Below are 12,147 nucleotides of genomic sequence, written 5' to 3' on the forward strand. Positions count from 1 at the left end.
GATAGGCCAGACTTGGAAGCACTGTAAGGTGTGAAGGCTACTGGTACTAATTGACCAAGACAAACACACCACAACAAACCCCAAAACACTATGTGGTTTGGAGGTTGGATTGTTGGGTGGACTTGTTGAGCGAGTAAACAAACACACATCGTGTGTGTCGCGTCCACTATGCAGTATCTGACACAACACCACACACGAAGTGTTGGGTAGTGTTCTGATAGGTTTGTCGGTGGTTCATAGCTACAGGGAAACGCCCGGTCCCATTCCGAACCCGGAAGCTAAGCCTGTACACGCTGATGGTACTGCAACCGGGAGGTTGTGGGAGAGTAAGTCACCGCCGACACCAAACAACAAAACAATAATTACATACAGTGTTGATGACGGTCCCCAACAGAGACCACCACCCAGGATAGACTTCGGGCTGGTGTGGCCTTGTTGGGGACCACCGTCGTTTTCACACCCCAACGGGATATGTGGCAATTGAGACCACAGTACGTTCAATTATTAGGGTAGGCATGTGCATGCCAGCATGGCTTCTACCGCGGCCGATACCCGCCGGTTAATCCACGACTTCATTGATGGCGAAGCCGTGACCAACAACGCTACCTCATAGAACATAGCTAGCTGCCTCGGCGTGTCTACCTTCCGCGCTCAGGCCTATGCGTTGGTAGCGAATTCTCCAGATTCTTTGATCGTCGTTGAGCACTGTAGAATGGGTGCGGTATTTCTGTGCGAGTTCCAACCAAGAAAGGGTAGGACTGAATGTCGGAGCGCAACCAGCACGGCCGTAATGGCCGTGCACAGGACCGTCGGGGTCGAAAGCCACGCAATTCGGGGGACCGCGATTCTCGGGGAGGGGGAAAGAAGAAGTCTTTTTCTCCACAGCGCTCTGGTTATAGGGAAGAGCGACTCAACCGACGTATGACGGATCCGGATATTCCTGAAGAGGTTGATATCAATGACTTGGACCCATTGGTGCTCCAAGACCTGAAATCTCTTTCCAAAGAGAACTCTGAGAACGTCGCCAAGCACATGATCATGGCGGCGACATGGATGGACGATGATCCAAAATTGGCGCTGCGGCATGCGCGTGCGGCTAAGGATCGGGCAGGCCGCGTGGCTATCGCCAGAGAAGTTAATGGCATCGCTGCATACCGTGCCGGCGAGTGGAAAGAGGCGCTGGCTGAGCTGCGTGCCGCCCGCCGTATTTCTGGCGGTCCAGGAATGCTCGCGGTTATGGCCGATTGTGAACGTGGTTTGGGTCGGCCGGAAAAGGCATTGGAACTGGGGCGCAGCCAGGAGGCCAAGGAACTGGACCCAGAATCCGCTATTGAATTAGCGATCGTCCTGGCAGGTGCCCGCCTTGACCTGGATCAGCCCGAATCAGCGGTGGTTACCATCCAGAGGGCGCAACCTGACCGCAGCGACCGGGGAGTAAGCGCATGTAGGTTGTCGTATGCCTATGCAAATGCATTGCTTGCCGCGGGTCGCACGGATGAAGCCCGCGAATGGTTTGAACACACCATCGCCATTGATGAGGGTGATTGGACCGATGCCGCTGACCGATTGGCGGAATGTAACTAATGAGTGTTTTAAGCAAACATGACGCTTTACTATTGGATTTGGATGGAACTGTCTGGGAAGGCGGCCGTCCTTTAAGCAACGTGGTAGACGTCATTAATACGTGCGGCGTTCCCGCAGTGTATGTAACAAATAATGCGTCGCGCAGCCCAGAATCGGTTGCAACGATGCTAACGGATATCGGTTTGAAGGCGGATTCTGGTGATATCATCACGTCCGCCCAAGCGGTATTGCAGTTAGCCAGCGAGGAAATTCCCTCGGGTGCGAAGGTGCTAATCATTGGCGCGGATTCTTTTCGGGACTTGGCCAAGGACATGGGTTTTTCCGTGGTCTCGAGCGCCGATGATAAACCAGCAGCTGTCCTCCAAGGCTTTGATAAGTTCGTGGGCTGGGAACAGCTAACGGAAGGTGCGCTGGCTATTCGGGCAGGGGCGAAGTTTTTCGCTTCGAACTTGGATACATCCCTTCCAATTGAGAGGGGACTAGGTGTTGGCAATGGCTCCTTGGTCGCCGCAGTCCAAAAGGCAACGGGAGTAGAGCCTGTTTCTGCCGGCAAACCCGAACCAGCGATGTTCTTCCTCGCGGCCAAAAAGGTCGGGTCAAAAAAGCCCTTGGCAGTAGGCGACAGGTTAGACACCGATATCGTCGGCGGTAATGCCGCAGCGATGAATACCTTCCATGTTTTGACCGGCGTATCGGGCGAGCTGGAGCTTATCGAGGCCCCCGTGGAGGCACGGCCCAACTTCATTGGTGCGGGCATGCACGAGCTTTCGCTGCCTATTTCGCAGGTGCGACCGGGGCCGCAAGGGGACTTTACTGCGCGGTGCGATGGGTACGACGTTCTTTTGCAGGGTGGAAATGAATCTTCTACCTCGGTACAAGCGCTTCGCACAGTCTTGGAAGTGGCGTGGTCGATGCCGTCACCGCCTCGGTATATTCAACCTCGCAGTGAGTTTGCGGAAAAGGTTGTGTCGAAATGGCGGTAAAGCCGCATGATTTTCGGGCCGTAAAGGAGCCTGAAGAAGTAGATTCAGAGATTTCGACGATCCTTGGCGAAGATGCGCCAACGCTTGCAGAAGAAGTCGACCAACTGGACAGGGCGCATTCCGTGTTGCGGAATGCTTTGCAGGAGAACTAATGCCACCACAACGCCGCAGGCTGGATGCAGAACTCGTGCGCCGAAAGATCGCGCGATCTCGTGAACAAGCCCGCGAGATGATCAAGTCCGGCCGTGTGACAGTCGGCGGGTTTAAGGCAGAAAAACCCGCAACTGTCGTGGATCCTGAAGTTTCCATCAAGGTCGAGGAGTCTGAGGAGGACAAGTGGGCCTCCCGCGGAGCGCATAAGCTTCTGGGTGCGCTTGCCGCATTCGACGTCGACATGGATGGTCGCATCTTGGATGCAGGGGCATCGACCGGAGGATTTACGGATGTGTGCTTGGCTTCTGGCGCACGAGAGGTGCTCTCCGTTGACGTAGGGTATGGGCAATTATTGTGGCGACTGCAAAATGACGACCGCGTGACGGTTTTGGATAGGACCAATATCCGCACTATTGATCCGGAGCTGACCAATGGCCTGTGCGACGGCATGGTCGGGGATCTATCTTTCATTTCCTTGAAACTGGTGCTGCCAGCAATTGTGGAGTGCATGAAGGACGGCGCGTGGTTGCTGCCGATGGTCAAGCCGCAGTTTGAGGTGGGCAAGGAGCGTATCGGCAGTGGCGGAGTGGTCAGGTCGCCGGAGATGCGGAAAGAAGTTACGCAAGACGTGGCCGAATTTGCGCTGTCTTTAGGCCTTAGCCTGCACGGTGTCGTTGCTTCCCCATTGCCAGGCCCGAGTGGAAATGTGGAGTATTTCTTGTGGCTGAAAAAGGACGGTATGTCCACGGACATGGCTACAATGAAACAGATGATTGATACTGCCGTTGAAGAAGGTCCGCAATAATGCGAGAGATATTGTTGGTTCCGCATGCCAATCGTGCAGAGAACCTGCAGGCTACCTCCCGTGCAGCCGAATTATTGCAGGAAGCGGGGATAACGGTGCGCGTGTGCGCGGACGAAACCGTCTTGCCGGGGCTCCAACACGTGCCGCATTCTGATGCTGCTGCGGCAGGATGCGAACTGGTCCTTGTTTTAGGCGGTGATGGCACCTTCCTGCGCGCCGCCGATATGGCGCGGGCGGTAGATATCCCGGTCCTCGGAGTGAATCTGGGCCACGTAGGCTTCCTCGCGGAATGGGAGGTGGAGTCATTAGACGGAGCCGTCGCCCGCGTGATCGAGAAAAGCTACCGGGTAGAGGACAGGTTGACGGTGGATGTCTCTATTTCGGATGCCAACGGTCACCAACTGGCTAGCAGTTGGGCTTTGAATGAGGCCTCGGTAGAAAACCAGAACAGGTCAGGCGTGCTGGATGCAATTTTGGAGATCGACCGGCGCCCCGTTTCGTCGTTCGGTTGTGATGGCGTACTGATTTCTACCCCAACGGGTTCTACGGCGTATGCGTTTTCAGCTGGAGGTCCAGTGCTGTGGCCATCCCTGGATGCAATCTTGGTCGTGCCGAATAATGCACATGCGCTGTTTACCAAACCGCTAGTAGTTTCCCCGAACTCACTCGTTGCAGTGGAATCAACCATGCAAACTACACCGGCCGTGGTTATCTTGGATGGGTGCAGGGAACTTATTATGCCGCCGGGTGCCCGCGTCGAGGTGGTGCGCGGCAAGCGCCCCGTACGCTGGGTGCGGTTGGATGATCAACCTTTTACGGATCGATTGGTCTCTAAGCTGCGGTTGCCCGTGGAAGGCTGGCGCGGACCGAAGGAGAAATAGTGCTTGTCGATATTTCTATCAATGATTTAGGAGTCATTCGCCATAGCTCTGCGGAATTGTCGGAGGGCTTGACCGTATTGACCGGTGAAACCGGTGCAGGAAAAACCATGGTGGTCACGGGGCTTCGACTGTTGGCAGGCGGGCGTGCCGATGCTTCTCGGGTGCGCGATGGCGCTAAAAAAGCAGCCGTAGAAGGTCATTTTAGTTCCGCGAAGGAGAGCATTAGCCAGCTGGTGGACTCGGTGGGCGGCGAGCCAGATGAAAATGGTGAATTTATTGTCTCGCGCACCGTTTCAGCAGCGGGGCGATCGCGGGCATATTTGGGAGGGCGAGCCGTACCGGCCGCCACGTTGGGAGATTTCGCGCGGGAGCTAATTACCGTGCATGGTCAGAACGATCAATTGCGCCTCTTGGCCCCAGAAGAGCAGCTCGCGGCGGTAGATCGTGCGGACCCGCAATTGGCGGGCATCCGGGAAGACTATGCGGAGGCCTTTAAAAAATGGCGCAGCTTGGCCAAGGATTATCGTCGGCGCACGGAGTCTCGTAGGGAACTTGCCCAGGAAGCTGACCGCCTGCAATATGCCTTAGAGGAAATCAACGGTGTGGCGCCCGAGCCAGGGGAAGACGCGGAGCTGGTGCAGTTGGTGCAGCGCTTGCAAGACGTCGACGGTCTGCGCGAATCGGCGCATACTGCCTTGGCAGCGATTGATGGAACGGAAGAGATTGATGAGGCTGCTTCTTCGCTGCTCGGGCGCGCGGGATCGGCGTTAGTGGGATCCTCGGATAAGCAGCTGGCGGATTTGGGCGAGCGCATTTCTGAAATCACCTCGCAGCTAGGCGATATTTCAGCTGAGCTCGGTGGATACCTCGCGGGGCTGCCGGCAGATCCGAATCTGCTGGAAAAGTCTCTGCAACGCCAACAGGATCTCCGAGCCTTGACCCGTAAATACGCCAGCGATATCGATGGTGTTTTGGCGTGGCGCGATGAGGCGGAGTCCAAATTGCAGTCGATGGATACCTCCACTGAAGTCCTCGAGGAACTTAAGGCGCAGGTCAAAGAGACCGAGCAGGAGATGAAGCGGAAGGCGGCGAAGCTTACGAAGAGCCGCCGGAAAGCGGCGGAGGCGCTGGGCAAGTTGGTGACTGAAGAGCTGCATGGATTGGCCATGCCCAATTCCACTATGTCGGTTGAGCTTTCCGCGGCAAAGTATTCCAAGACAGGCGCCGATGCTGCGGAGCTGCAGCTCAACGGGAAGCCTTTGGCCACTGCGGCCTCCGGTGGCGAGTTGTCTCGAGTCATGCTTGCCCTTGAGGTTGTGCTCGCCAGCGAGGACGGTGCGACATTGGTCTTCGACGAGGTCGATGCTGGCGTGGGCGGGCGTGCGGCGGTAGAAATTGGGCGTCGGCTAGCACGGCTGGCTGCGCACAATCAGGTTATCGTCGTGACCCACCTGCCGCAGGTAGCGGCGTATGCGGATGCGCATTTGCATGTCTCGAAAGATAAATTTACCTCTGGGGTAGCCGAGCTAACGGAACAGGAGCGCGTGGAAGAATTGGCGCGCATGCTGGCCGGTTTGGATGACACCGAGACGGGGCGCGCGCATGCCCAAGAGCTTTTTGATCGCGCACAAAAAGAAGCTTCCGCGCGCCTTACCCAGCTGGCGGACTAAGCAAGGAACAATGGAGCCCATGGCTCTGTTTTCCCGTACCCCTGATCATCCTGGTGAGCATGCTGCATTGCGCGATTGCACCCCGGGCGCGAAAGGTCTTAAGAAGTTTTCTGAAGGTGATATCGCCGTTATTGATGCGGCGAATATTTCTCGGCCCGAGGCACAAACCCTCGTGGAATTGCAGCCCTCAGCGGTGGTCAACGTCGCCAGGTTTTCTACTGGCTCCATTCCTAATTGCGGTCCGCACATGCTTCTCGATGCCGACATTGACCTCCTCGAAGGCCTCGGCGAGGAATTTATCTCGGAGTTTAAGGATGGCAAGAAGGCACATATTGGGGACGATGGAAAGGTCTACGTCGCGGATAAAGTAGTCGGGACGGGGCAGAAGGTTTCCCGGGAGCGCGCAGACAAGAACTTCAAGGCGGCACAAAGCGCACTCATTGACCACATGGAGTCCTATTTCGCGAGCTCCATCGACTTCATTAATTCTGAAGGCCCGCTGCTTATCGATGGCCTCGGGGTCCCCGCATCCGGTTCCGAGATAGCTGGCCGGAAGGTCATCGTTTTATCTCCCACTGAAGACCACCGCTCCCAGCTGAAAGAATTGCGCAATTTCATCCGGGAGTATGAACCGCTGCTCATTGCGGTTGATGAAGCCGCGGATTCTCTGCTGGAGCAGGGATATAAGCCTGACTTCATCATTGGCGATCCTGCCAAGGTAAGCGATGAGGCGCTGCGTTGCGGCGCGCGCATTGTGGTGCCTGCGGATCCAGAAGGCAGCGTGGAGAGCATTGACCGCATCCAAGAATTGGGCATCGGGGCCATGACGTTTCCGGCGGCTTCGGAATCGGCCACGGATTTAGCGCTGCTCTTTGCGGATTACCACGGTGCGGGCCTTATCGTGCAGTCAGGTGGCGGCTTTGACCTCGATGATGTTTTTGCCAACCGCGTGGCTCCGTCTGCTGTAATGTCTCGGCTGAAGGCCGGAACCAAGGTGGTCGATGCTGAGGCAGTAATCAACCTGTATTCCGCTCCGTCCTCACACCTTGGCTGGCTATGGGCCCTTCTAAGCATCTTGGTGGCGATTGCAGCGATCATCTTGATCGTGGGCTTCGGCGGGAGCCAGGATTTCTTGAGTAATTTAAGCCAGACCTGGTCGAGCCTATTCTAAGCGGGGGGTAAAAATATGGCGAAAGCGCAACTAATTACGGGCCTCGGACTAGGGGCGGCGGTTGGTGTGACCCTCGGTGCCTTGGTGATCGCGCCCAACCTGACCACCAGCGTGGCTGACGATGACCCGATCCGTGCGGAACACCGCAAGGTGGTGCAAGAAAATAAGATCTTGCAAAACCAAAATGAGGCGAGCGATGACATCGTCAGTGATGTAGCTCCAGATCTGGTCTCCGGTACATTATCGCAGCGGCCGGTGCTGGTCATTTCCACCGATGACGCAAATAGCAGCGATCTTTCTGATATCACGAAGCTCTTAGAAGCCTCCGGGGCCACCGCTGCCGGGGAAATCAAGCTAAGTAAAGACTTCCTGCGCGGGGAAAGCAAAGACGATATCGTAAAAATCCTTAAAGATAAGGCCCCGAAAAAGGCAGATCTTAAGGGACTCGATAAAACCGTGGGAAGCTATGGCGGCGAGGTTTTGGGCGCGGCCTTATCCATGGACCCAGAAAGCACAGAGCCGCTCGCTAGCGTAAAGGAGCGATCTGAGCTACTGCGTGCCCTGCGCGATAAGGATTTTATTGATTATAAGGACGGTACTATCCTTCCTGCCCAGTCCATCCTCATTGTTTCTGGCAGCGGGGTGCGCGGATATTATTCCGACACCTTGGCTGAGTTTGCCACCGCCTTGGATGAGGTCAATGGCAGCGTGGTGATGAGCGCGCGGAGCAAGCAGACCCAGGACAATAAGACAGTAGAGCAATTGCGCACCAATGACGTGGATCTTTCTACCGTAGACGGCATTGAGCGCGCGGTAGAGCGCATTGCTGTGATTTCCGCCGCCGAAGAACAGCTTAATGGGGGCAGGGGAGACTACGGATCGGCAGAAAGCGCAGATTCCGCCCTACCGGAAGAGGAGAAATAACAGTGGCCCACGATTTTCAGGTCTTGGATTCAGAGTTAATTTTTGATGCGCCTATCGTCGCCGTACGCCGCGATACCTTGTCCATGCCAGGAGGCAACACGGCGGATAGGGAGATCATCGAGCACCTAGGAGCCGTCGCGGTGGTCGCCTTAGATGAGGATCGGCGGATCGCGATGGTGCATCAGTACCGGCATAGCGTCGGCAAGCGGCTGTGGGAGCTGCCCGCAGGACTGCTCGATGTGAAGGGCGAGGACGAGCTTTCAGGCGCGCAGCGCGAGTTGCAGGAGGAAGCGGGCCTTGCCGCGAAGGACTGGGAAGTTCTCACGGATATGGTGACCTCACCGGGGTTTTGTGAGGAAGCCGTGCGGATTTTCCTTGCGCGTGATCTAAGCGAGGTTCCGGCGCTGCAGGATACCGGGGATGAAGAAGCCGATATGGACTTGGCCTGGGTGGATTTAGATAGGGCAGTCGACAAGGTGCTGGCCGGCGAGATCGTTAACTCCGTTGCCTGCGCGGGGATTTTATCCGCGTATGCCACGGTCATTGGCGGGAAGCCGACTCGTCCGGTGGATGCCCCGTTCGATCTGCGCCCGACCCATATGGCTGCCCGCCGCAGCGGACCGGACTTGAAAAAGCAGTGACTGCTGCGGAGGACATCGCTCAGACTTGGTTGAATCACCTCGCCGTCGAACGCGGCGTTTCAGCAAATACCCTGAGCAATTACCGGCGGGATATTCGCAGGTATGTGGACTGGCTGGCAGCAAATGGGGTCCAGGACCTACGGCAGGTAACTCGACCTATGGTGGAGGCCTATTTAAAGGATCTGCGTGAAAATATGGCGGTATCTTCTGCCAACCGTGCCCTCATTGTTGCGCGCGGGTTGCATAAATTCGCCGTTGCGGAAGGCGAGGTCGATAGCGATGTTGCCGTCGAGGTAAGCCCACCTTCCACGGGGCAACACTTGCCGGAAACCTTGAGCGTGGATGAGGTGTCACGGCTCATCGAATCGACGCCTACGGAAACGCCGGTTGACCTTCGCGATAGGGCGCTACTAGAAGTGCTTTATGGCACTGGGGCGCGCATCTCTGAGGTAATCTCGCTCAACGTCGATGACGTAGCTACTGCCGATGACGTCTTAATGCTGCATGGCAAAGGCAATAAGGAGCGGCTTGTACCCCTTGGCTCGCACGCCAGGCAGGCCATCGATGCCTACTTGGTGCGCGCCCGGCCGGTGCTGGGAAAGGGGAAGACCGCCGCGCTGTTTTTGAATACGCGCGGCGGCGCGCTCTCGCGGCAAAGCGCGTGGTCCATTATTAAGACGGCCGCGCAGCGTAGCCAGTTGGATAAATCTATTTCCCCGCACACGCTGCGCCATTCTTTTGCCACGCACCTTCTCGAAGGCGGTGCCGATGTGCGCACCGTGCAGGAGCTTTTAGGGCATTCCTCAGTGACTACGACGCAGATCTATACGCACGTCACTGCTGATTCCTTGCGGGAAGTGTGGCGGACAGCGCATCCGCGGGCGTAGCTTCCACTCGTGCAGCAAGTGCTTAAGTCAAAGTTAGAGACTTGATATTTGCAAAGTCTCGGTAGTCATAAAGGGGAGCGGGTACGCTATAGTTACAACGTTGTAAGCAACCCTATGCCAAATGTCATGGTCCATGACTTGGCGTCAAGGAAGAAGGTTTGACTGTGAGCGAAGAGGGTCTCTTTTCAGCCTCTGATGTAGAGACGGGGCTAACTGGCCGCCCTGTCCGCGAGCTGCCGGAACCCGCCCCCTTGGAAAAACATGGGCCCGCCACCATCATCTCGATGTGTAACCAAAAGGGCGGCGTGGGCAAGACCACGTCCACCATCAATATGGGGGCCTGCCTCGCAGAGTATGGACGCAAGGTCCTACTGGTTGATTTGGACCCGCAAGGCGCCCTTTCGGCTGGGCTGGGATTAAACCATGACGACATCGAGGACTCGATTTATGACGTGATGTTGGATAGCCATACCTCTATCCACTCCGCCATTCACCACACCAGCGTGTCCGGCATGGACCTCGTTCCGGCCAATATTGACCTTTCCGCAGCAGAGATCCAGATGGTCAATGAAGTAGGCCGCGAGCATACCTTGGCGCGAGCCCTGCGTCCGGTGCGCCGCGACTATGACTTCATCATTATTGACTGTCAGCCTTCCTTGGGTCTGCTTACGGTCAACGCCTTGGCCTGTTCCCAGGGCGTCATCATCCCCATGGAATGCGAGTTCTTCTCGCTGCGCGGGCTTGCCTTGCTGACGGATACGGTGGAAAAGGTCTCTGACCGCATCAACTTCGATCTGGAAGTCATGGGCATTCTGGTCACCATGTTTGATCGGCGCACCAAGCATGCCCGCGAGGTAATGTCCCGCGTGGTGGAATACTTTGGGGATCAAGTATTCGATACCGTCATTACCCGTACCGTCCGCTTCCCAGAAACCTCCGTGGCCGGCGAGCCCATCACCTCGTGGGCGCCCAATTCACAGGCCGCGCAGCAATACCGCGATCTGGCGAAGGAAGTCATCGAGCGCTCGACCGTTTAAGCTACCGTGACGCAACCAGAGATTACGGGGTTTCGCATTGCCCTGCGGAATTTCGAGGGCCCATTTGATCTGCTTTTGCAGCTCATCCAGGCCAAGAAGATGGATATCACGGATGTGGCCTTGTCTGAGGTGACCGATGAATTTGTGGGCTACACGCGGCAGTTGGGCGAGAACGCGGATTTGGATGAGACGACTGATTTCTTGGTCGTGGCGGCAACGCTGTTGGACTTAAAGGCCGCACGGCTATTGCCGCGGGGCGAGGTCGATGACCTAGAGGACCTGGAGCTGCTGGAATCGCGTGACCTGCTTTTTGCCCGCCTGTTGCAGTACAAGGCCTATAAACAGGCGGCGGACCAATTTGCCCGCTGGCAGCGGGAGGCGCAGCGCAGTTATCCGCGCGCGGTGAGCATCGAGGAGCAATTTGCGGAGCTTTTACCTCCCGTAACCCTGGGGCATACTCCAGCGAGCTTTGCGGAAATGGCGGCGGGTGTCTTTCGCCCCAAGCCGCCGGAAGAAGTGGCAACGGGCCATATTCATGGCGTTGCCGTCTCCGTACCCGAACAGGCTGGAAAGATCCTCGAAACGCTCAAACTCATGGGCGCTGGGCAGTGGACAAGTTTTTCCTCGCTTACCCGGGATTGCACCACAACCATGCATATCGTCGGCAGGTTCTTGGCGCTCTTGGAACTGTTTAAGGCCAAGGCGGTCGATGCCCAGCAGGAGGAAGCGCTGGGCCAGCTGGACCTTTCCTGGACCGGCTTGGACGTAGATCCCGCGGTCGTTGCAGCAGCAAATTGGGACTAGTGCTAGCACCGCCGTCCGTGGTTGTACTCTAAGGGGCATGGATCTTCCGCTCATTTCGCAATTGCGGTCCCGCCTCGAGTCGATTTTGCTGGTTCTTGATTCGCCGGCATCCGTAGAGTCCTTGGCGCGGGCGCTTAGCGTGGAACCGGCGGTCATTAGTGACTGCTTGCGGGCCATCCAACGCGAATTCGATAGCCGCGGATCTGGAATTGAGCTGCGCGAAACGCCAGAGGGTTGGCGGTTTTATACGCGCCAGGAAAACGCCAGCGCGGTGGAGGAGTTCTTATTGGATGGGGCACAAACAAAGCTCTCGCGCGCGGCCTTGGAAACCCTCGCCGTCGTGGCCTATCGCCAACCGGTCACGCGCCAGCAGGTCTCTGCGGTCCGCGGTGTCAACGTGGACGGCGTGATGCGCACCCTTAACCTGCGTGGGCTCATCCGGGAGCTCCCGCAGGACGAGTTCGAAGGGGCGTCGCACCGGTATGAAACCACCGAACTTTTCCTTGAACTCCTAGGCATAGACTCGTTGGAACGCCTTCCGGATCTGGCGCCGCTTCTCCCAGATGTCGATGCAATCGACGAAGAGTACTGAGGTGGGGTAGACTCA

13 protein-coding genes and 1 rRNA gene are annotated in these 12,147 nt (G+C 56.9%); all 14 read left to right on the forward strand.

Translation table 11 applies throughout. From position 1 onward, the window contains the following. Window positions 1-225: 225 nt before the first annotated feature. The 14 genes from rrf (at window position 226) to scpB (ending at window position 12,132) form a co-directional block, all read left to right on the forward strand. Window positions 226-343: ribosomal RNA gene (gene rrf / locus ABRP84_RS05915) — 5S ribosomal RNA — on the forward strand. Between the two features lie 419 nt (window positions 344-762). After that, window positions 763-1,584, forward strand: coding sequence for a tetratricopeptide repeat protein (locus tag ABRP84_RS05920; protein WP_349853012.1), 822 nt, complete (start codon window positions 763-765; stop codon window positions 1,582-1,584). Next, window positions 1,584-2,567, forward strand: a complete 984-nt coding sequence (locus ABRP84_RS05925) for an HAD-IIA family hydrolase (RefSeq protein WP_349853013.1) — start codon at window positions 1,584-1,586, stop codon at window positions 2,565-2,567. Before ABRP84_RS05920 ends, ABRP84_RS05925 begins: the two co-directional genes overlap by 1 nt. Then, a complete protein-coding gene (locus ABRP84_RS05930) occupies window positions 2,558-2,719 on the forward strand; it encodes a hypothetical protein (RefSeq protein ID WP_005282788.1) in 162 nt (53 codons plus the stop codon). Before ABRP84_RS05925 ends, ABRP84_RS05930 begins: the two co-directional genes overlap by 10 nt. Beyond that, complete coding sequence (locus ABRP84_RS05935) at window positions 2,719-3,525, forward strand: TlyA family RNA methyltransferase (RefSeq protein ID WP_349853014.1); 807 nt, start codon at window positions 2,719-2,721, stop codon at window positions 3,523-3,525. The genes ABRP84_RS05930 and ABRP84_RS05935 overlap by 1 nt, the downstream gene beginning before the upstream one ends. Next, window positions 3,525-4,406, forward strand: coding sequence for an NAD kinase (locus ABRP84_RS05940; RefSeq protein WP_349853015.1), 882 nt, complete (start codon window positions 3,525-3,527; stop codon window positions 4,404-4,406). Before ABRP84_RS05935 ends, ABRP84_RS05940 begins: the two co-directional genes overlap by 1 nt. After that, window positions 4,406-6,076, forward strand: coding sequence for a DNA repair protein RecN (gene recN, locus ABRP84_RS05945; RefSeq protein WP_349853016.1), 1,671 nt, complete (start codon window positions 4,406-4,408; stop codon window positions 6,074-6,076). The genes ABRP84_RS05940 and recN overlap by 1 nt, the downstream gene beginning before the upstream one ends. A gap of 10 nt (window positions 6,077-6,086) precedes the next feature. Beyond that, the gene (steA, locus tag ABRP84_RS05950; protein WP_349853017.1) at window positions 6,087-7,247 is read left to right on the forward strand and encodes a putative cytokinetic ring protein SteA; all 1,161 of its coding nucleotides are present in this window, start codon (window positions 6,087-6,089) and stop codon (window positions 7,245-7,247) included. 15 nt (window positions 7,248-7,262) lie between these two features. Beyond that, the gene (locus ABRP84_RS05955; protein WP_349853018.1) at window positions 7,263-8,171 is read left to right on the forward strand and encodes a copper transporter; all 909 of its coding nucleotides are present in this window, start codon (window positions 7,263-7,265) and stop codon (window positions 8,169-8,171) included. 2 nt (window positions 8,172-8,173) lie between these two features. Further along, a complete protein-coding gene (locus ABRP84_RS05960; RefSeq protein ID WP_349853019.1) occupies window positions 8,174-8,812 on the forward strand; it encodes an NUDIX domain-containing protein in 639 nt (212 codons plus the stop codon). After that, window positions 8,809-9,699, forward strand: a complete 891-nt coding sequence (gene xerD / locus ABRP84_RS05965; protein ID WP_284782885.1) for a site-specific tyrosine recombinase XerD — start codon at window positions 8,809-8,811, stop codon at window positions 9,697-9,699. The genes ABRP84_RS05960 and xerD overlap by 4 nt, the downstream gene beginning before the upstream one ends. A gap of 164 nt (window positions 9,700-9,863) precedes the next feature. Then, on the forward strand, window positions 9,864-10,736 hold the full coding sequence (locus tag ABRP84_RS05970; RefSeq protein ID WP_023022236.1) for a ParA family protein: 873 nt from the start codon (window positions 9,864-9,866) through the stop codon (window positions 10,734-10,736). Between the two features lie 6 nt (window positions 10,737-10,742). Then, the gene (locus ABRP84_RS05975; protein ID WP_023017549.1) at window positions 10,743-11,540 is read left to right on the forward strand and encodes a segregation and condensation protein A; all 798 of its coding nucleotides are present in this window, start codon (window positions 10,743-10,745) and stop codon (window positions 11,538-11,540) included. A gap of 37 nt (window positions 11,541-11,577) precedes the next feature. Further along, window positions 11,578-12,132 (forward strand): SMC-Scp complex subunit ScpB, encoded by a 555-nt coding sequence (scpB, locus tag ABRP84_RS05980; protein ID WP_023017548.1) that lies wholly within the window; start codon window positions 11,578-11,580, stop codon window positions 12,130-12,132. The last annotated feature ends 15 nt before the right edge of the window (window positions 12,133-12,147 follow it).

It is taken from the genome of Corynebacterium sp. KPL2861 (assembly GCF_040225475.1).
Taxonomy (GTDB): Bacteria; Actinomycetota; Actinomycetes; order Mycobacteriales; family Mycobacteriaceae; genus Corynebacterium.